The sequence below is a fragment of the Paracoccus sp. MBLB3053 genome (genome assembly GCF_031822435.1).
In the GTDB taxonomy this organism is placed as follows: Bacteria; Pseudomonadota; Alphaproteobacteria; order Rhodobacterales; family Rhodobacteraceae; genus Paracoccus; species Paracoccus aurantius.
Genome location: NZ_JAVQLW010000001.1, coordinates 153,535 through 172,212 on the forward strand (window position 1 = coordinate 153,535; position 18,678 = coordinate 172,212).

Here is an 18,678-nt window from a genome sequence, read left to right on the forward strand (position 1 = left end):
ACCGTCAAAGGGCGGTCCAGCCGCCGTCAACCGAAATACTGGTACCCGTCACCTGATCGGCGGCGGCTGAGCACAGGTAGACCGCCGTACCGCCCATCTGCTCGACGGTGGCGAATTGCCCCGAAGGCTGGCGTTGCAGCATGACCTTGGCGATCACGTCCTCGCGGCTCATGTCATGGGTCTTCATCTGGTCGGGGATCTGCTTTTCGACGATGGGCGTCAGCACATAGCCCGGGCAGATCGCATTGCAGGTGATCGGGTCGGTCGCGGTTTCCAGCGCCGTGACCTTGGTCAGGCCGATGATGCCATGCTTGGCCGCAACATAGGCGGACTTGAAGGGGCTGGCCGTCAGGCCATGCGCCGAGGCCACGTTGATGACCCGCCCCCAGCCAGCCTCGCGCATCTTCGGCAAGGCGATCGCCGTCGTGTGAAAGGCCGAGGACAGGTTGATCGCGATGATCGCGTCCCATTTCTCGACCGGGAAATCCTCGATCGGGGCGACATGCTGGATACCGGCGTTGTTCACGAGAATATCGCAGCGCCCGGCCTTTTCGATCAGCGCACGGCATTCATCGCCCTTCGACATGTCGGCTTGAATGTATCGTGCCTCAACGCCGTGATCTGACGCCAACTTCTCGGCCAGCGCATGGTCGTCGTCGTTGTCGGTAAAGCTGTTCAGCACAAGATCGGCGCCTGCCTTGGCAAGTTCGATGGCAATTCCAAGGCCTATGCCGGAATTCGACCCCGTGACCACCGCAGTCTTGCCCGTCAGAAATTTCGTGAACATTGGCATCTCCCTCGCCCAGATTGCTGTCGGTCGCCGGAACAATGTGGAAAAACTCGCAGCGAAACAAGCCCGCGCAAACCTCCGCGCTCGTCTACATTTTTGCGTGAGCAATCGTGATCTGCAGGGCGACGGATCGCTTTCCGAGACGCATCAAGAAAGCGGTCAAAACCAGTAAAAAAGCGCCCGCACAAGGCGGGCGCTAGTCATGAGGCAGGTTTCATACAGGCAAGAAACCTATCGAGCAGTGCTTTATCTATACGCTTTTCCCCAGATGAGTCCAATGGGTAAGTTTGCCACATGCCGAACGGATCGCTAATCTGGACGGTGAAAAGACCACAGACCCGAAAAACAGGGCGATCGAGCATGCGATTCTTCAAGTTTTCTAACGAATCCGCGATCTGGCGGGCACTCGCCTTTGGCGTGTGTGTTGCAGCGATGCCTCTGGCAAGCGTTGCTGAACCCACGCATGCCATTGCAATGTATGGAGAACCTGCTCTGGAAGCGGGGTTTCATCACCTGCCCTATGCCAATCCCGACGCTGCCAAAGGCGGCACGATTCGGCTGGCAGAATCGGGAAGTTACGATTCGCTGAACCCCTGGATCCTCATGGGAAATCCGGTCTGGCCGATCTTCACCCAGCCCGGATTGCTGGCAGAATCCCTGATGATGCGCTCGATCGACGAGCCATTCTCGCTTTACGGCCTGCTGGCCGAAAGCGTCGAGACCGATCCGGAACGCAGCTGGGTGGAATTCACGCTGCGTCCCGAGGCAAGATTTTCGGATGGCGCGCCGGTCACGATCGAAGACGTGATGTGGTCCTATGAAACGCTCGGCACCAAGGGGCATCCCCGCTATACCGGCGTCTGGGCCAAGGTCGAGAGGATGGAGCAGACTGGCCCACGTTCCGTCCGTTTCACCTTCAATACCGCCGACCGCGAACTGGCCTTGCTGATGGGCATGCGTCCGATCCTGAAGAAGGCCCAATGGGACGGCAAGGATTTCTCGCAATCGGGGCTGATGCCGCCAATCGGATCGGGGCCATATGTGATCGACAAGGTCGATCCGGGCCGCGCGATCACCTTCCGCCGCAATCCGGATTACTGGGGCCGCGACCTGCCCGTGAACCGTGGGCTGCATAATTTCGACGAGATCCGCTACGACTATTACGGCGATGCCTCGGCCATGTTCGAAGCGTTCAAGGCGGGCGAAACCGATGTCTGGCGCGAGCTTGTCGCCGCCCGCTGGGATCGCGACTTCGACTTCCCCGCGATACGCGATGGTCGAGTCGTGAAGTCCGAAATCGCGCATCAGCGCCCCTCGGGCATCATGGGGCTGGTGATGAACACGAGGAACCCGATTTTCGACGACTGGCGCGTGCGCGAGGCGCTGATCGAGGCCTTCAACTACCGCTTCATCAACATGACGCTCTCGGGCGGCAAGGACCCCCGGATCACCAGCTATTTCTCGAATTCGGAACTCGCCATGCAGCCCGGCCCCGCGACGGGGCGCGAAGCCCAGCTGCTTGCCCCCTTCGCGTCCGACCTGCCACCGGGCACGATCGAAGGCTATGCCCTGCCCGAAGGCGGCGAACGCGCGATCGACCGCAAGGGCATTCGCGCCGCGCTGAAGCTTTTCGAAGAGGCAGGATGGACGGTCAGGGACGGGCAGCTACAGAACGCGCAGGGCCAGCCTTTCGCCTTTGAGATCCTGCTGAACCAGTCGGGCAGCGCCATGCGATCGAGTTCGGAAACCCGCCAGATCGTCGACATCTTCGTCGAGTCGCTGCGCAACCTGGGGATCAGGCCGCAGGTGACGCTGCTGGATTCGGCGCAATATGTCGAACGCACCAGCAACTACCAGTTCGACATGACCTGGTATGAACGCGGCCTGTCACTGTCGCCAGGCAACGAACAGATGCTTTACTGGGGCAGCGCGGGCGTCGAAAAGACCGGCACCAAGAACTGGATGGGCATGAACTCACCCGCTGCCGAGGCCATGATCGCCGAGATGGGCACGGCGAAGACGCTGGAAGATTACCGCGCGGCAGTGCATGCACTGGACCGCATCCTGACCGCCGGACGTTTCGTGATTCCGGTAAGCTATTCGAAAATTTCACGCTTGGCCCATAAGGCCGACCTACATTACCCTGAAAAAACACCGCTTTACGGCGATTGGCCGGGCTTCATGCCAGAGACGTGGTGGTACGAGGAAAGGAATTGATGGTGACTCGGATCGCAACCCTTATCGCACTTCTTGCGTTGGCCGGATGTAACACGGTTGCCGGGGTCGGCGAAGACATCACTGGCGCATCACGCTGGGCGCAGGGCAATATGAGTGGAGGAGGCGGTTACTGATGAAGTGGGTTCATGTCCGTGACAATTGGCCGGCATTTTTCGAAGCGATCATCGAGAAATGGCCCGAAGCGGATGAAGCCGATCTCGACGAGATCGACGGCGACCAGCGGGCCTTCATCAAGTATATCGCCGAAGTCACCGGCCAGGAGATTGCCGAAACCAAGGACGAGATCCGTGAATGGCTGGCCGGGGAGATTCCTTCGGACATCATCATGGACCCGGTGCATGACAATCACTCCATCGCCCTTTCGTCGAAATATGTCGGCGAGGGCGAGGATGAATATGACGATGACGCACGGTTCGGCGACGATGACGAGGTGCGCGGCGATGGTGACGAGAACCGCGTCTGACCCTCAGGCGTCCAGGTCGACCCAGACCGGGACGTGATCGCTGGGCTTGTCCTTGGCACGCTCGTCCCGATCGATACCAACATCGATCAGCAGATCCGCAGCCTGTGGCGACATCAGCACATGGTCGATGCGGATGCCGTTATCCTTATGCCACGCCCCTGCCTGGTAATCCCAGAAGGTGAAGGGTCCGCGCTTGCTGTCGGGTTCGCGCAGGCGGATCGCATCCGTCCAGCCATCGTTCAGGATGCGGCGCAGGGCGGCACGGCTTTCGGGCTGGAACAAAGCGTCATCGACCCATTTTTCGGGGAAGGCCGCATCGCGAGGCTCGGGGATGACGTTGTAATCTCCCAGCATGAGAACGGGCATTTCCAAATCGCGCAATTCGCGGGCGCGGGCGCGCAGACGTTCCATCCAGGCCAGCTTGTAGTCGAATTTCGGGCCCGGCTGAGGGTTGCCGTTGGGCAGGTAAAGCCCGGCGATCCGCACTGCCTGCTGGCCCACCACGGTGGCCTCGATATAGCGCGACTGTTCGTCGCTCTCGTCGCCCGGCAGGCCGCGCCTCACGTCTTCGAGCGGCAGCTTCGAAAGGATCGCGACGCCGTTGAAGCTTTTCTGGCCGTGAACCTCAAGATTGTAGCCCAGATCTGCAATCGGCTCGGCCGGGAAGGATTCGTCCTGGGTCTTGATCTCCTGCAGGACGACGACGTCCGGCTGGGCTTCCGAAAGCCAGCTTGTCAGGGTTTCGATCCGGGCGCGGACGCCATTGATGTTGAATGTCGCGATTTTCATGCCGCGCAGACTAGCCGCCCGCGCGACCCTAGACCAGAGCAGATCAGATCGAGAAAGACGTCCCGCAGCCGCAGGACGAACTGGCATTCGGATTGTCGATCACGAAGCGCGCGCCGATCAGTTCATCGGTGAAGTCGATCGTCGCACCCGCCAGAAAAGGCAGTGACACCGGGTCGACGACGACGCTCTGCCCCTCGCCGGCCAGCACCAGATCATCCTCGGCCGTCGCGTCGAGGCGGATATCATATTGGAATCCCGAGCATCCGCCGCCAAGGACTGCCACGCGCAGCGGGCGGGCGGGACCGCTCGCATTGATCTCGGCCAGACGCGCAAAGGCGCGCGGGGTGACCTTGGGAGGCAGGTTCAGTTCCATGTTCATGGTGCGTTCTCGTTTCCGTCCGTGAAACCGAAATATAGGCTCGAGGGAAAGACCTCGCAAGGAATGCCGGAAGACATGATCGCACCTTATGCCTGCCAGCCCGAAAACAGCCGTGGTCGCCACTGGCCCGAACGCATGTCCACCTTCCGCAGCCCTTGGCAACGCGACCGTGATCGCATCATCCATTCTTCGGCCTTCCGCAGGCTCAAGCACAAGACGCAGGTCTTTGTCGAGCACGAGGGGGACTATTACCGCACCCGCCTGACCCATACGATCGAGGTCGCGCAGGTCGCGCGCACCATCGCAGGCGTGCTGGGCCTGAACCCTGACCTGGCCGAGACCGTGGCGCTGGCGCATGATCTGGGGCACCCGCCCTTCGGCCATACCGGGGAGGATGCGCTTGCCGTCCTGATGGAGCCCTATGGCGGTTTCGATCACAACGCCCAGGCGCTGCGCATCGTCACCCGGCTGGAACGCCATTACGCCGATTTCGACGGGTTGAACCTGACCTGGGAAAGCCTCGAAGGCATCGCCAAGCACAACGGCCCGGTCACCGGACCCCTGCCCTATGCGCTGGCCGAGGTGAATGCCGATTGGGATCTGGAACTGTCCGGCAATGCCAGCGCCGAGGCTCAGGTGGCCGCCGTCGCCGATGACGTGGCTTACAACCACCACGACCTGCATGACGGATTGCGCGCCGAGCTCTTCTCCGAAGAGGATCTGGCCGAACTTCCCGTGATCGGCGAAGCCTTCGCCGAGGTGGATGCCCTTCATCCCGGACTTGATCCGATGCGCCGCCGTCACGAGGCGCTGCGCCGGGTTTTCGGCGTCATGGTCGAGGATGTGATCGCCGTCGCGCAGAACCGGCTCACGAGCCTGCAACCGCAGGACGTGCAGGAAATCCGCGACATGGATGGCCCGATCATCCGGTTCTCGAAGCCGCTCTACCAGAACCTCAAGGCGATCAAGCTGTTCCTGTTCCAGCGCATGTATCGCGCCCCCTCGGTCGTGGTTGAACGCCAGCGCGTGACAGAAATGCTGAACGGACTTTTCCCGCTCTTCCTGAACGACCCATCAAAGATGCCTGACCACTGGTTCGCGGCATCCGAGGCCGCGGGCGACGAGACGGGCCGTGCCCGCGTGGTGCTGGATTACGTCGCCGGCATGACCGACCGCTTCGCCATCGCCGAGGCCGAGCGCCTGCTTGGCTGATCCGAAAGACGGGGGCTGAGGCCCCCGCCACCACCGGGCCTATTCGGCCTTGTCATGCGCCTTGAGCCAATCCTGCATCATGGCGATCTCGGCCTCTTGTGCGCGGATCACCTCTTCGGCGAGTTTGCGAACCTCGGGGTCCTTGCCGTGTTCAAGGACGACCTTCGCCATGTCGATCGCGCCCTGGTGATGCGGGATCATGCCCTGCATGAAATCCACATCCGCATCTCCGGAATAGTCGATCATCATGTCCCGATGCATGTTGTCCATCGCCGCCTTGTAGGCTTCGGTCGAGGCGGGACCGCTTTCGGCGGAATGCCCCATTGCAGCATGGTTCGCGTGGTCCTGTGCCATGGCGGGCAAGGCAAGCATGGCCGCAACGGTGGTGGTGACGAACAGCTTTCGCATTCTTGATCCTCCGGAATTATACGCCTTATCAAAGCCCTGAGAGCGAAGGATAGGGAAATGACAAAGCCGTCAGATGGCGGTGACGTGACATTTTCACCCGGATGAACCTTTCCAGACAGTGGCGCGTTGAGGCGCGAACCCCAGACAAGATGGAGGACTGACCATGATCGTCAATTCAGGCTCTGCAAAATGGGAAGGCGGGCTCAAGGACGGCAAGGGCCACATATCGACCAAATCCGGCGTCCTGTCCGAACAGCCCTACGGGTTCGGCACCCGCTTCGAGGGCAAGCCGGGCACAAACCCCGAGGAGCTGATCGGCGCCGCCCATGCCGCCTGCTTCAGCATGGCGCTATCGCTGATCCTCGCGGGCGAGGGCATCACGGATGTGAAGATCGAAACCACCTCTGAAATAGGTCTCGACAAGGAAGGCGACGGCTTCGCGATCAAGACCGCCCATCTCACGACAAAGATTTCCGGCAATGGCGATCCCTCGGTGATCGAGGAATGCGCGCACAAGGCCGAAAAGGGATGCCCGGTCAGCAAGGTGCTGAATGCCGAAGTCACGCTGGACGTGACGGTCGTCTGATCCCAGGGCGGAAACGAGAAGCGGCGCCCGATGGGCGCCGTTTTCTGCTGTTCAGACCATCATTTCCTTGGTCGCGGTCAGCTTGAGTTCGGGATGGTCCCGTTCGACCCGGTCGATATCCCATTGCAGCCGGGTCAGATAGACCAGGTCACCGTCATGATCCTGGGCCATGTGGCCCTTGTTCGTATTCGCAAAGGCCTCGACCTTGTCCTTCGGTCCCGCGACCCAGCGGGCCGAGGTGAATTGCGAGGATTCGAACCTGACCGGCAGGCCGTATTCGATCTCGATCCGGCTGGCGAGAACCTCGAATTGCAGCGCGCCCACGACGCCCACGATGAAGCCCGAGCCGATCATCGGCTTGAAGACCTTGGCCGCGCCTTCCTCGGCGAATTGCATCAGCGCCTTTTCCAGGTGCTTGGCCTTCATCGGGTCGCCCGCGCGGACGGTCTGCAAAAGCTCGGGCGCAAAGCTGGGAATGCCGGTGAAGCGCAGGGCCTCACCCTCGGTCAGGGCGTCGCCGATGCGCAGCTGGCCGTGGTTTGGAATGCCGATGATATCGCCCGCCCAGGCCTCTTCCGCCAGTTCGCGGTCTGCGGCCAGGAACAGGACCGGGTTCGATACCGCCATCGGCTTTTTCGAGCGGACATGCAGCAGCTTCATGCCGCGTTCGAAATGGCCCGAGGCAAGGCGCACGAAAGCCACGCGATCGCGGTGCTTGGGGTCCATGTTGGCCTGCACCTTGAAGACGAAGCCGGTCACGGGCTTTTCGTCCGCGCCAATCTCGCGCTCGGCCGAGTTCTGCGGCTGCGGTTCAGGGCCGAATTCGCCGATCCCGGTCATCAATTCCTTGACGCCGAAGCTGTTGATCGCCGAGCCGAACCAGATCGGGGTCATGTGCCCTTCAAGGAAGCTCTTGCGGTCGAAGGCGGGCAGCAGCTCGCGCGCCATCTCGAGCTCCTCGCGCAGCTTTTCCAGCAGGTCGGCGGGAACGTGATCGGCGAGCTTGGGATCGTCGAGGCCCGAGATCTGGATCGATTCCGCGACCTTGTTGCGGTCGGCGCGGTCCATGATTTCCAGTCGGTCATGCAAGAGGTCGTAGACCCCGATGAAATCGCGGCCCATGCCGATCGGCCAGCTGACAGGGGCCACGTCGATCGCGAGGTTTTCCTGGATCTCGTCGATGATCTCGAATGTGTCGCGGCTTTCCCGGTCCATCTTGTTGCAGAAGGTCAGGATCGGCAGGTCGCGCAACCGGCAGACCTCGAACAGCTTGCGGGTCTGGCTTTCCACGCCCTTCGCTCCGTCGATCACCATGATCGCGGCGTCCACCGCCGTGAGCGTGCGGTAGGTGTCCTCGGAAAAGTCGCTGTGGCCGGGCGTGTCGACGAGGTTGAAGCGGTATTGCCCGAATTCGAACGACATGGCCGAGGCCGAGACCGAGATGCCGCGGTCCTGCTCCATCTTCATGAAGTCCGAGCGCGTGCGCCGCGCCTCGCCCTTGGCGCGGACCTGGCCGGCCATCTGGATCGCGCCGCCGAACAGCAGGAACTTTTCGGTCAGCGTGGTCTTGCCGGCGTCCGGGTGCGAGATGATCGCAAAGGTCCGGCGGCGGGCGATTTCGGGCGGAAGGACGGGTTGGTTGCTCATGCCCGGCCCTTTACCGCGCCGGGCCGTCAGCCTCAAACGAATTGTTCGCGCATCAGCCTTTCCTCCAGCCCATGGCCGGGATCGAAAAGCAGGCGGTGGCAGATCGAAGCCTCGGTCCGGATCTCGACCCAGAGAACCGAATCGACGCCGCGCGAATCGGCATCCGCCATCACCGGGCGCTTGTCGGGGTCGAGCACGTCGAAGCGCAGCGTCGCCGAATTGGGCAGGATCGCGCCGCGCCAGCGCCGGGGCCGGAAGGCCGCGATCGCGGTCAGCGCCAGCACATCCGAGCCCAAGGGCAGGATCGGGCCATTGGCCGAGTAGTTATAGGCGGTCGAACCGGCGGGCGTGGAGAGCAGCGCGCCGTCGCAGACCAGTTCCTCCATCCGCACCCGGCCATTGACCGAGATGCGCAGCCGTGCCGCCTGCGGTCCCGCGCGCAGAAGGCTGACCTCGTTGATCGCCAGCGCGCAATGCTCGTGCCCGTCGGTGGTGCCGGCGGTCATGGCGAGAGGGTTGGTCACGGTTTCCTCGGCCGCGGCGATCCGCTCGGGCAGCGCATCGGCGGAATAGTTGTTCATCAGGAAACCAACCGTGCCGCGGTTCATACCATAGACGGGCAGGCCGCGGTTTTGATGCATGACGTTCAGCATCAGCCCGTCGCCGCCCAGTGCGACAATGACATCGGCCTCGCGGATCGGAACATGGCCGTAGCGCCGCGACAGGGTCTCGGCGGCGGTCGAGGCTGCCTCGGTGCTGCTTGAAATGAAATGCATCTTCATGCGCGCCATCATGGCGCGGGACACGGCATGCGCAAGCCCTCGTGAACGCAAGGAAGATCTACCGCCACCCCGTCGCATCCATCCTAGCGGCCCGCAGAAAATCCGTCTATTAGGCCCGCAAGCCGCTTCACATGAGGACCAGATGACCGATACCGGATTCTTCACCGAGACGCTGGACAGCCGCGATCCCGAAATCTTTGGCGCAATCCGCAAGGAACTGGGCCGCCAGCGTGACGAGATCGAACTGATCGCGTCCGAAAACATCGTCTCGCAGGCGGTGCTCGAGGCTCAGGGCTCGGTCCTGACCAACAAATATGCCGAGGGCTATCCGGGCAAGCGCTATTACGGCGGCTGCCAATATGTCGACATCGTCGAGACGCTGGCGATCGAACGGGCGAAAGAACTGTTCGGCTGCGAATTCGCCAACGTCCAGCCGAATTCGGGCTCGCAGATGAACCAGGCCGTGTTCCTCGCGCTTTTGCAGCCCGGCGACACCTTCATGGGCCTCGACCTGAATTCGGGCGGCCACCTGACCCACGGCTCGCCGGTCAACATGTCCGGGAAATGGTTCAACGTCGTCAGCTACGGCGTGCGCCAGCAGGACCAGCTGCTGGACATGGACGACATCCGCAAGAAGGCGCTCGAGCACAAGCCGAAGCTGATCGTCGCCGGCGGCACCGCCTATAGCCGCGTCTGGGATTGGGCCGAATTCCGCAAGATCGCGGATGAGGTCGGCGCCTACCTCATGGTCGACATGGCCCATATCGCGGGCCTCGTGGCCGGTGGCCAGCATCCCTCGCCGCTGCCCCACGCCCATGTCGTGACCACCACCACGCATAAATCGCTGCGCGGCCCGCGTGGCGGCATGGTGCTGACCAACGACGCCGACATCGCGAAAAAGATCAACTCGGCGGTCTTCCCCGGCCTGCAGGGCGGCCCGCTGATGCATGTGATCGCCGCCAAGGCCGTCGCCTTCGGCGAGGCGCTTCGCCCCGATTTCAAGGACTATGCCGCGCAGGTCGTCAAGAACGCTCAGGCCATGGCCGATGAGCTGATGAAAGGCGGCATCGACATCGTCTCGGGCGGGACCGACAACCACCTGTGCCTCGCCGACCTGCGCCCGAAAGGCGTGACCGGCAAGGCGACCGAGGCCGCTCTGGGCCGCGCGCACATCACCTGCAACAAGAACGGCGTGCCGTTCGACCCGGAAAAACCCTTCGTGACCTCGGGCATCCGTCTGGGCGCGCCCGCCGGCACCACCCGCGGTTTCAAGGAAGAGGAATTCCGCCAGATCGCCCGCTGGATCGTCGAGGTCGTCGACGGACTTGCCGCCAATGGCGAGGAAGGCAATGCCGAGGTCGAAGCCAAGGTTAAGGCCGAGGTCGAGGCACTTTGCGCCAAGTTCCCGCTTTACGCCGGGAAGTGATCGACAAGATGGCGCGGGCTCAACTGAGCCCGCGCACCTTCATGATCCACAGCGCAAGCGCGCCAAGGATCATCAGCCCGAAGATCACGCTTGCAGCGACATTGACGGCCCCACCCAAAAACCGACTGCCCTGCCCCAAGGGCCGAAGATAGGCCGTCAATGCGCGATGCGCGTGGTCGAACTTGTCGAAATCCACCTGCCGCGCCAGCTTGGGCTGACCCGACACGCGATCCGCCTCGGCAATGAAGCGTGCTTCGCGCCGCAGTTTTCTGGGCAGCGCCCCGCCGCGACGCTTCAACATCTGCGCAAGATCCGCGTGATGGCCACGTCTCACGCCCCCGAATCTTGCCGCCATCAGGCTGGCCACCTCATCCGCCTTGGGCCGGATATCGTCGATCATCTTTGTCACCCCGTTTGAATCGAGGCTACCGCCTCTGGCGTCCTTTCGCCAGCCTCGCTAGGGTGCCGCCATGATGCTGAACATGACCGTGACCGGAGAGGATTCGACGCAGCTGCCAGTGATACTGGCGCATGGGCTGTTCGGATCGGGCAAGAATCTTGGTGGCCTCGCGCGCCGCCTGTCTCAGACGCGGCGCGTGATTTCGGTCGACATGCGCAACCATGGCGACAGCTTCCATGACCCCGATCACAGCTACCCTGCCCTTGCCGAGGATCTGGCCCGCATCATCAAGGCCGAGGGCGGCATCGCCGATGTCGTTGGCCATTCGATGGGCGGCAAAAGCGCGATGATGCTCGCGCTGAACCACCCCGAGCTGCTGCGCAAGCTTTGCGTTCTGGATATCGCGCCCTATGCCTATAGCCACACCCAGACCCCGCTGATCGACGCGATGGAAGCCGTGGATCTGGGCGGCATCAAGCTTCGCTCGGCCGCCGATGCTCGGCTGGCAGAGTTCGTGCCGGAAGCCGGGGTGCGCGCCTTCCTGCTGCAATCGCTCGACCTGAAATCCGATCCGCCGCGCTGGAAATTCAACCTCGCGACCCTGCGCGAGCAGATGCCCAGTCTTGTCGGATGGCCCTCGGACGCGCCAAAGGGGACATTTTCCGGCCCCGTCCTGCTGCTTGCGGGGGCCACCTCGGATTATAGTGGCGAGCCCCAGGTCGAGGCCCTTCGCGCCCACTTCCCGCAAGCGAAGGTTCGGTTCTTTGCCGGGGCTGGACATTGGCTGCATGCTGATCGCCCCGCCGAGGTCGCCGAAAGCGTCGCCGAATTCCTTGGCTAGGGGCCGCAGCGCAGGTTGACCCTGCCCTCGCCCGGATCGCCGGGGATACGGCTTTTCAGGCTGAAGGGGATTGCCTCGCAGCCGCTGGCCAGTTCCGCCGCGCGCATCATCAGTTCCGGGACGCGGGTCCTGTCCCTGCGGGGCAGATAGCCGAGCCGGATCACCTGGGCCTCGTCCTGCCGGACGAACACGGCAAAGCGCATTCCCCCAAGTTCGACATCTTGCCGCGCCGAGCCGAAGAATTGCGGCGCGGGCGAAGCGCAAGACGCAAGCAGAAGGAGTATCACGAAGATCGGGCGCATCTGCCGATCATGTGACAAGGGGATTAACGAAACGCTAACGCCGTGAAAAATCGGCTGTCTTCCGCCCGTTATGTGCTCGGGTCTCGGAGCAATCCCGCCGATGGCCACACTCTCGCGCGACCGTGAGAGGCACACCCCGAAAGCCTGGCCTAGATTTGCCGAAAACGAGCAGCCAAGGACAAGGAGCAGCCAATGCGCCGCATCATTCAATTCGCACCACTTTTGGGCCTGATGGCCGTCTCGGCCTGCGAGACGATCCAGGGCGCGGGTCGGGATCTGCAGACCGCAGGTCAGGCGATAACGCAGCAAGGCTATGAAAGCCAAAGCCAGATGGGCCAGGCACCCTATTCGGCAGCGCCGGTGGCGCCTTCGCCCTACTAAGGCCTTCCTACGTCCCGTCCCGGCAAGGGTTTTTCGGACACGTGAACCGTGCGGATGGCGGGAGATCCAACGATCGCCCGCCCCCGGATCAATTGTCCATCTTGAGCGCCTGGATGAAGGCGGTTTGCGGGATTTCGACCTTGCCGAATTGCCGCATTTTCTTCTTGCCGGCCTTCTGCTTCTCAAGCAGCTTCTTTTTCCGCGTCGCGTCGCCGCCATAGCATTTCGCGGTCACGTCCTTGCGCATCGCCGAGAGAGTCTCGCGCGCGATCACGCGGCTGCCGATGGCGGCCTGGATCGGGATCTTGAACATGTGGCGCGGGATCAGCTCTTTCAGCTTCTCGACCATGACGCGGCCACGGCTTTCGGCGCGGTCGCGATGGACCATGATCGAGAGCGCATCGACCGGCTCGTCATTGACGAGGATCGACATCTTCACGAGGAAATCCTCGCGATACTCGCTGATCTGGTAGTCGAACGAGGCATAGCCCTTGGTCACCGACTTCAGGCGGTCGTAGAAGTCGAAGACCACCTCGGCCAGCGGCAGGTCATAGACCACCATCGCGCGGTTGCCTGCATAGGTCAGGTCCATCTGGATGCCGCGACGGTCCTGGCATAGCTTCAGCACGTCGCCCAGATATTCGTCCGGCACCATGATCGTGGCCTTGATGCGCGGTTCTTCGATATGGTCGACATAGGTCAGGTCGGGCATGTCGGCCGGGTTGTGCAGATCGCGCACCTCGCCGTCCTTCATGTGCAGCTTGAACACGACCGACGGCGCGGTGGTGATCAGGTCCAGATCGTATTCGCGCTCAAGGCGGTCGCGGATCACCTCGAGATGCAGCAGGCCGAGGAAGCCGCAGCGGAAGCCGAAGCCGAGCGCCGCCGAGGTCTCCATCTCGTAACTGAAGGACGCGTCGTTCAGCGCGAGCTTCTCGATCGCGTCGCGCAGCGCCTCGAAGTCATTGGCATCGACCGGGAAGAGGCCGCAGAACACCACCGGCTGGGCCGGCTTGAAGCCCGGCAGCGGCGTGTCGGTGCCCTTCTTCTCATGGGTGATGGTGTCGCCGACGCGGGTGTCGCGGACCTGCTTGATCGAGGCGGTCAGAACGCCGATCTCGCCCGGGCCCAGCTCGGCGATGTCGACCATCGCGGGTTTCAGAACGGCCAGCTTGTCGATGCCGTAAAGCGCGCCGGTCTGCATCATCTTGATGCGGTCGCCCTTCTTGATCACGCCTTCCATGACCCGGATCATGACAACGACGCCGAGATAGGCGTCATACCAGCTGTCGACCAGCATGGCCTTCAGGGGCGCGTTGCGGTCGCCCTTGGGCGCCGGCAGGCGGGTGACGATGGCTTCCAGCACGTCGGGGATGCCGAGGCCCGTCTTGGCCGAGATCTCGATCGCGTCATGGGCGTCGATGCCGATCACGTCCTCGATGTTTTCCTTGACCCGGTCCGGCTCGGCGGCGGGAAGGTCGATCTTGTTCAGGACCGGGACGATCTCATGGCCCGCGTCGATCGCCTGATAGACGTTCGCGAGCGTCTGCGCCTCGACGCCCTGCGAGGCGTCAACGACCAGAAGCGAGCCTTCGACCGCGCGCATGGAACGGCTGACTTCATAGGCGAAGTCGACATGGCCGGGGGTGTCGATCAGGTTCAACACATATTTGCGCCCGTCCTTCGCAGGATATTCGATGCGCACGGTGTTCGCCTTGATGGTGATCCCGCGTTCGCGTTCGATATCCATGCTGTCGAGCAACTGGGCCTTCATGTCCCGCTCGGCGACCGTGCCCGTCATTTGGATCAGGCGGTCGGCCAGAGTGGATTTGCCGTGGTCGATATGGGCCACGATCGAGAAGTTACGGATGAGATCAAGGTCGGTCATGGCGCGGCTATACTGGGGAAATGGGATTGCGGGAAGGGGGAACGCGCGGGTTCAGCCGCGCAGGGGCTCGAACCCTGCGGCACGAAGCTGCCGGCGACGCAGAACGGCCTCGCGCCACATGGCGTAACAGCCTGAAACGACGATCAGCCCGGCACCCGTCAACGTGAGGTAATCCGGGCGCTCGCCAAAGACGATGACCGCAAGGGTCAGCGCGAAGACGAGGCGGGCATAGCGGAACGGAGCGAGTGCCGCAGCCTCGCCCAGCCTCGTGGCCTGGACAAGCAGCGCATATCCCGCGACGCCGACCGCGATGCAGCCGATGAAAAGCAGCCACTGGTGCAGGTTCGGCATGACGAAGCGCTGCCCCAGCGCCAACCCCATGCAGATTGAAGCGATGAGAATCGCGAAAAAGGCCGAGGCCGCCAGTTGAAGCGATCGGATCTGCGAGGGGATGCGTCGAGTTGCCAGGTCGCGCGCGGCCAGCCCGACCACCGCGACCAGGGCCATCAAAGAAGCGGGCTGAAAATCGGAGACCCCGGGACGAAGGACAAGCAGGACACCCAGGAACCCTGCGCCGATCGCCGTCCAGCGCCGCCAGCCCACGGGTTCGCCAAGGAAGACCGCGGCCCCCAGGACGATCGCAAGCGGCAGGGCCTGCATGATTGCCGCGGTCGACGAAAGTTCGGTCATGGCCAGCGCGACGACAATCCCGATCGAGCCGACGGCCTCGGCGCAATTGCGCAAGACGACCAGCGGCCGCGCGAGATCGCGCGTCCACAAATGTCCGCCCTGAAGCTTCAGCATGCCCCAGAAACTCAGCCAGCCAAGCAGACCGATCATCCCCAGAACTTCGGCGAAAGGCAGTTCCTGCGAAAGCAGCTTGATGAACATGTCCTCGGCCGCGAACAGCACCATCGAGACGAGCATCAGCATCGCCGCACGAAAATTTTCGCTGACCATCGTATCGACCTCGTCGGGGGAATTGCACGCATCGCCATATGCCGCAAAAATGGACTGGTCCAGCGAGAAAGGATGACAGATGAAACTGCGCGTCGACGATATGAGCTGCCGTCACTGCACGGACACGATCGAGAAGGCGATTTCCGACGCCGGGGGCCGCGCAAGCGCGGATCTGGACAGCCGGACGGTCGAAATCGAGTCCCTCGATGAAGCTCGCGCCATGCAGGTGATTCGCGAGGCAGGATATGAGCCTCAACCCGCCTGAGCGCATATCTTGCGGCCGGTTTCCGCCGGCCTGCCAAGACTTGTTCTCTCCCTTCGATTGAGCGGAAGGGCCAATTCTGTTAAGCTCGCCAGGATCAAGACGCGGCTCGAGAGGGTGTCCAACCCCGCCGCACTGGCAGAAGCCGAGGAGACAGTGATGTTGAACCGCCTTATGATCGCCGCGACAGCGGTCATTCTGACCACGCCGCTCGCCGTAGCCGGCCCCATCGATTCCGCTTGCATCAAGTCCGACCGCCGGGCGCGCAGCAGCCAGCTTTGCGGCTGCATCCAGCAGGTTGCGGATATGACCCTCTCGCGTTCGGACCAGCGACGCGCGGCGCGCTTCTTCCGCGACGCCGAAGAGGCGCAGGCCGTGCGCATGTCGAAAAGCAATGCCGACAACGCCTTCTGGTCGCGCTACAAGAACTTCGCCGCGACGGCAGAGGCCTATTGCGCACGCTGACCGGCGCGGCATGCGCATAGCTGTCCTGACCGGCGCCGGGATTTCGGCGGAAAGCGGCATCAGGACCTTCCGCGCGACAGACGGGCTTTGGGAAGAGCACCGGATCGAGGATGTCGCGACCCCGGAAGGTTTCCGGCGCGATCCGATCTTGGTCCATCGATTTTACAACATGCGCCGCGCGGATGTCGCGCGGGCGCTGCCGAACGAAGCGCATCTTGCCCTGGCCCGGTTGGCTCGTCATCACGACGTGACCCTGATCACGCAAAACGTCGACGACCTGCATGAGCGGGGCGGCTCGGGCGATGTCATTCATATGCATGGCAGCCTTGCGGGTGCTACCTGCGCGGCTTGCGGGCATCGTTGGCAGGCACCGCTTGCCATGAGCCCCGTCGACCCTTGCCCCGATTGCGGCAAGCCCGAGGCCCGTCCCGACATCGTCTGGTTCGGCGAGATACCCTATCACATGGAACGGATCTGGGCCGCGGTGGAAGGGGCCGAGCTTTTCGCCGCCATCGGCACGTCGGGTCAGGTCTATCCCGCCGCGGGCCTCGCACAGCATGCCCGTCGTCGGGGCGTGCGCACGATCGAGCTTAACCTGGATCGCTCGGCGGTCAGCCGGGATTTCGACGAACACCGCATCGGACCTGCAACGCGAGTCGTGCCGGAATGGGTGACGCAACTCTGCCCCTGAGACGAAATCGACGGGCCTCGCCCGCTTGACGACGGCCATGCAATCCTCCACCCCTTGCAGGCCTGACCAGAAAGCCCGTGATGTCGACGACCATCCTTGCAAACGCCCGCCTGATCCTGCCCGATACGGAAACGCCCGGTTCCCTGGTCATCGAAGATGGCACGATCACCGAGATCCGTCGCGGCGAGGACGTGCCGGCGGGGGCGATCAATTGCGGCGGTGACTATCTTGCGCCGGGCATGATCGAACTGCACACCGACAACCTTGAACGCCACATGCGCCCACGTCCCGGCGTCGACTGGCCCCATGCTGCGGCGATCATCGCGCATGATGCCGAGCTGGCCGGTTGCGGCATCACGACGGTCTTCGACGCGATGCGCGTGGGCTCGGTCGTCAGCGACGGGCCGGATCAGGATTACGAGAAATACGCCCGCGAACTGGCCCATGAACTGATCGACCTGCGCCGCCAAGGCGCGTTGCGGATCAGCCATCTGCTGCATCTGCGCGCCGAAGTCTGTTCGGAAACCCTGATTGCCGAACTGGACGAATTCGGGCCGGATGACCGCGTGGGCATCATCAGCCTGATGGATCACACGCCCGGCCAGCGGCAGTTCCGCGACATCTCCAAGCTCGCCCAGTATGTGCAGGGACGCTACAAACTTTCCGATGCCGCATTCGCCGAACATGTCGCCCGCATGAAGGCGCTTCGCGACCGCTATGGCGATGCACATGAAGCCGCCGCCGTCGAGGTCGCCCACCGTCTTGGCGCCGTCCTGGCGAGCCATGACGACACCACGGCCGAACATGTCGCCCGCTCTGCCGGACATGGGGTGCGATTGGCCGAATTCCCGACGACCCTCGAGGCCGCCGCCGCCTGCAATGACCATGCCATCATGGTGATGATGGGGGCACCCAACCTGATCCGTGGGGGATCTCATTCCGGCAACGTCTCGGCCGCAACGCTCGCCCAGGCCGGGCATCTGGACATCCTGTCTTCGGATTATGTGCCTTCGGGCCTGATCGGGGGGGCGATCATCCTTGCCGGGCTCTGGCAGGACATGGCGCGGGCCATCGCCACCGTCACGGCCAACCCGGCGCGCGCGGCCGGCCTTGCCGATCGTGGGCGGATCGAAACCGGTCTGCGGGCGGATCTTATGCGCTTCAGGCTCGTCGCAAAGCGTCCGGTCATGCGCGAAACCTGGGTGCGCGGCGAACGCGTCTGACGAGAGCGTGACTTGACCTGAATCAAGACCGTAGGGGCAAAGCCGCCATACGCTGAGTGGCAACCGGCGGAGGGTGCGATGGAATACGGCGAGAAGATCGAGGCGATGCGCAACGAACTGCGCGTCATGAACCGGGCGATCCCCGAGACGATGAAGGGCTTCGGAACCCTTTCGAAGGCCGTCAAGGAAAGCGGCACGCTTGATGACCGCACGAAGGAGATGATCGCGTTGGGAATGGCGATCGTGCAGCGCTGCGAGCCGTGCATCCTTTTCCATGTCGAAGGGCTGATGAAGGCCGGAGCCACGCGCGATGAACTTTGCGACGTTCTCTCGATGGCGATCCAGATGAGCGGTGGCCCGGGCGTGATGTATGCCGGTCATGCCATGGCCTGCTGGGATGAACTGGCCGCAAGCGCCTCGTGACGTGGAACTGGCCCCAAAGCAGTCCGGAAAGCCGATGCATTTTTGACCTGGATCAAGGAAAACCCGGCGAATCGGTGGCAAGTTCGGTTCGTGCCACGGATGGGCGGGCATTTTCCCGCCCG

At 62.9% G+C, this 18,678-nt stretch carries 22 protein-coding genes; 12 read left to right on the forward strand and 10 right to left on the reverse strand.

Translation table 11 applies throughout. From position 1 onward, the window contains the following. Positions 1–4: 4 nt before the first annotated feature. A complete protein-coding gene (locus RGQ15_RS00770) occupies positions 5–787 on the reverse strand; it encodes a 3-hydroxybutyrate dehydrogenase (protein ID WP_311158301.1) in 783 nt (260 codons plus the stop codon). A gap of 363 nt (positions 788–1,150) precedes the next feature. Here RGQ15_RS00770 and RGQ15_RS00775 point away from each other — a divergent pair, with 363 nt between their 5' ends. Both RGQ15_RS00775 and RGQ15_RS00780 read left to right on the forward strand, forming a co-directional pair. Continuing rightward, the gene (locus RGQ15_RS00775) at positions 1,151–3,007 is read left to right on the forward strand and encodes an extracellular solute-binding protein (protein ID WP_311158302.1); all 1,857 of its coding nucleotides are present in this window, start codon (positions 1,151–1,153) and stop codon (positions 3,005–3,007) included. Positions 3,008–3,140: 133 nt separating this feature from the next. After that, a complete protein-coding gene (locus RGQ15_RS00780) occupies positions 3,141–3,491 on the forward strand; it encodes a hypothetical protein (protein WP_311158303.1) in 351 nt (116 codons plus the stop codon). A gap of 3 nt (positions 3,492–3,494) precedes the next feature. On the opposite strand, the gene xth is transcribed toward RGQ15_RS00780, so the two are convergent. Then, the gene (gene xth, locus RGQ15_RS00785) at positions 3,495–4,280 is read right to left on the reverse strand and encodes an exodeoxyribonuclease III (protein ID WP_311158305.1); all 786 of its coding nucleotides are present in this window, start codon (positions 4,278–4,280) and stop codon (positions 3,495–3,497) included. 43 nt (positions 4,281–4,323) lie between these two features. Then, positions 4,324–4,659: a HesB/IscA family protein gene (locus tag RGQ15_RS00790; protein WP_311158306.1), complete on the reverse strand. Its 336-nt coding sequence runs from the start codon at positions 4,657–4,659 to the stop codon at positions 4,324–4,326. Positions 4,660–4,734: 75 nt separating this feature from the next. Between RGQ15_RS00790 and RGQ15_RS00795 the strand changes: the two genes are divergently transcribed. Next, entirely contained in the window at positions 4,735–5,871 is a 1,137-nt protein-coding gene (locus RGQ15_RS00795) for a deoxyguanosinetriphosphate triphosphohydrolase (protein ID WP_311158307.1), read from the forward strand. A gap of 39 nt (positions 5,872–5,910) precedes the next feature. Here RGQ15_RS00795 and copM read toward each other — a convergent pair whose 3' ends face one another. Then, positions 5,911–6,279 carry a CopM family metallochaperone gene (gene copM, locus RGQ15_RS00800; RefSeq protein ID WP_311158308.1) on the reverse strand — a complete coding sequence of 123 codons (369 nt, stop codon included), beginning with the start codon at positions 6,277–6,279 and terminating at the stop codon, positions 5,911–5,913. A 163-nt stretch (positions 6,280–6,442) separates the two neighbouring features. On the opposite strand from copM, the gene RGQ15_RS00805 reads away from it, so the two are divergent. Then, the gene (locus RGQ15_RS00805) at positions 6,443–6,865 is read left to right on the forward strand and encodes an OsmC family protein (RefSeq protein WP_311158309.1); all 423 of its coding nucleotides are present in this window, start codon (positions 6,443–6,445) and stop codon (positions 6,863–6,865) included. A gap of 51 nt (positions 6,866–6,916) precedes the next feature. Here RGQ15_RS00805 and RGQ15_RS00810 read toward each other — a convergent pair whose 3' ends face one another. Both RGQ15_RS00810 and RGQ15_RS00815 read right to left on the reverse strand, forming a co-directional pair. Further along, entirely contained in the window at positions 6,917–8,512 is a 1,596-nt protein-coding gene (locus RGQ15_RS00810; protein WP_311158310.1) for a peptide chain release factor 3, read from the reverse strand. Between the two features lie 32 nt (positions 8,513–8,544). Continuing rightward, a complete protein-coding gene (locus RGQ15_RS00815) occupies positions 8,545–9,294 on the reverse strand; it encodes an NAD kinase (RefSeq protein ID WP_311158311.1) in 750 nt (249 codons plus the stop codon). Positions 9,295–9,436: 142 nt separating this feature from the next. On the opposite strand from RGQ15_RS00815, the gene glyA reads away from it, so the two are divergent. Continuing rightward, a complete protein-coding gene (glyA, locus tag RGQ15_RS00820) occupies positions 9,437–10,720 on the forward strand; it encodes a serine hydroxymethyltransferase (protein ID WP_311158312.1) in 1,284 nt (427 codons plus the stop codon). 19 nt (positions 10,721–10,739) lie between these two features. Here glyA and RGQ15_RS00825 read toward each other — a convergent pair whose 3' ends face one another. Next, positions 10,740–11,120, reverse strand: a complete 381-nt coding sequence (locus RGQ15_RS00825; RefSeq protein ID WP_311158313.1) for a hypothetical protein — start codon at positions 11,118–11,120, stop codon at positions 10,740–10,742. A 70-nt stretch (positions 11,121–11,190) separates the two neighbouring features. On the opposite strand from RGQ15_RS00825, the gene RGQ15_RS00830 reads away from it, so the two are divergent. Further along, positions 11,191–11,961: an alpha/beta fold hydrolase gene (locus RGQ15_RS00830; protein ID WP_311158314.1), complete on the forward strand. Its 771-nt coding sequence runs from the start codon at positions 11,191–11,193 to the stop codon at positions 11,959–11,961. Here RGQ15_RS00830 and RGQ15_RS00835 read toward each other — a convergent pair. Next, positions 11,958–12,263 (reverse strand): hypothetical protein, encoded by a 306-nt coding sequence (locus tag RGQ15_RS00835; RefSeq protein WP_311158315.1) that lies wholly within the window; start codon positions 12,261–12,263, stop codon positions 11,958–11,960. The genes RGQ15_RS00830 and RGQ15_RS00835 overlap by 4 nt on opposite strands. A 192-nt stretch (positions 12,264–12,455) precedes the next feature. On the opposite strand from RGQ15_RS00835, the gene RGQ15_RS00840 reads away from it, so the two are divergent. Next, positions 12,456–12,644 carry an entericidin A/B family lipoprotein gene (locus RGQ15_RS00840; protein ID WP_311158316.1) on the forward strand — a complete coding sequence of 63 codons (189 nt, stop codon included), beginning with the start codon at positions 12,456–12,458 and terminating at the stop codon, positions 12,642–12,644. 88 nt (positions 12,645–12,732) lie between these two features. Here RGQ15_RS00840 and lepA read toward each other — a convergent pair whose 3' ends face one another. Continuing rightward, complete coding sequence (gene lepA / locus RGQ15_RS00845; protein WP_311158317.1) at positions 12,733–14,532, reverse strand: translation elongation factor 4; 1,800 nt, start codon at positions 14,530–14,532, stop codon at positions 12,733–12,735. 51 nt (positions 14,533–14,583) lie between these two features. Beyond that, positions 14,584–15,492: a DMT family transporter gene (locus tag RGQ15_RS00850; RefSeq protein WP_311158318.1), complete on the reverse strand. Its 909-nt coding sequence runs from the start codon at positions 15,490–15,492 to the stop codon at positions 14,584–14,586. A gap of 79 nt (positions 15,493–15,571) precedes the next feature. On the opposite strand from RGQ15_RS00850, the gene RGQ15_RS00855 reads away from it, so the two are divergent. The 5 genes from RGQ15_RS00855 to RGQ15_RS00875 all read left to right on the forward strand — a co-directional run bounded on the left by RGQ15_RS00855 (position 15,572) and on the right by RGQ15_RS00875 (position 18,556). Next, on the forward strand, positions 15,572–15,757 hold the full coding sequence (locus tag RGQ15_RS00855) for a heavy-metal-associated domain-containing protein (RefSeq protein ID WP_311158319.1): 186 nt from the start codon (positions 15,572–15,574) through the stop codon (positions 15,755–15,757). Positions 15,758–15,913: 156 nt separating this feature from the next. After that, the gene (locus RGQ15_RS00860) at positions 15,914–16,219 is read left to right on the forward strand and encodes a hypothetical protein (RefSeq protein ID WP_311158320.1); all 306 of its coding nucleotides are present in this window, start codon (positions 15,914–15,916) and stop codon (positions 16,217–16,219) included. Positions 16,220–16,229: 10 nt separating this feature from the next. Continuing rightward, positions 16,230–16,910, forward strand: coding sequence for an NAD-dependent deacylase (locus tag RGQ15_RS00865; RefSeq protein WP_311158321.1), 681 nt, complete (start codon positions 16,230–16,232; stop codon positions 16,908–16,910). Positions 16,911–16,990: 80 nt separating this feature from the next. Next, positions 16,991–18,133: an alpha-D-ribose 1-methylphosphonate 5-triphosphate diphosphatase gene (locus RGQ15_RS00870; RefSeq protein ID WP_311158322.1), complete on the forward strand. Its 1,143-nt coding sequence runs from the start codon at positions 16,991–16,993 to the stop codon at positions 18,131–18,133. A gap of 78 nt (positions 18,134–18,211) precedes the next feature. Further along, a complete protein-coding gene (locus RGQ15_RS00875) occupies positions 18,212–18,556 on the forward strand; it encodes a carboxymuconolactone decarboxylase family protein (RefSeq protein WP_311158323.1) in 345 nt (114 codons plus the stop codon). The last annotated feature ends 122 nt before the right edge of the window (positions 18,557–18,678 follow it).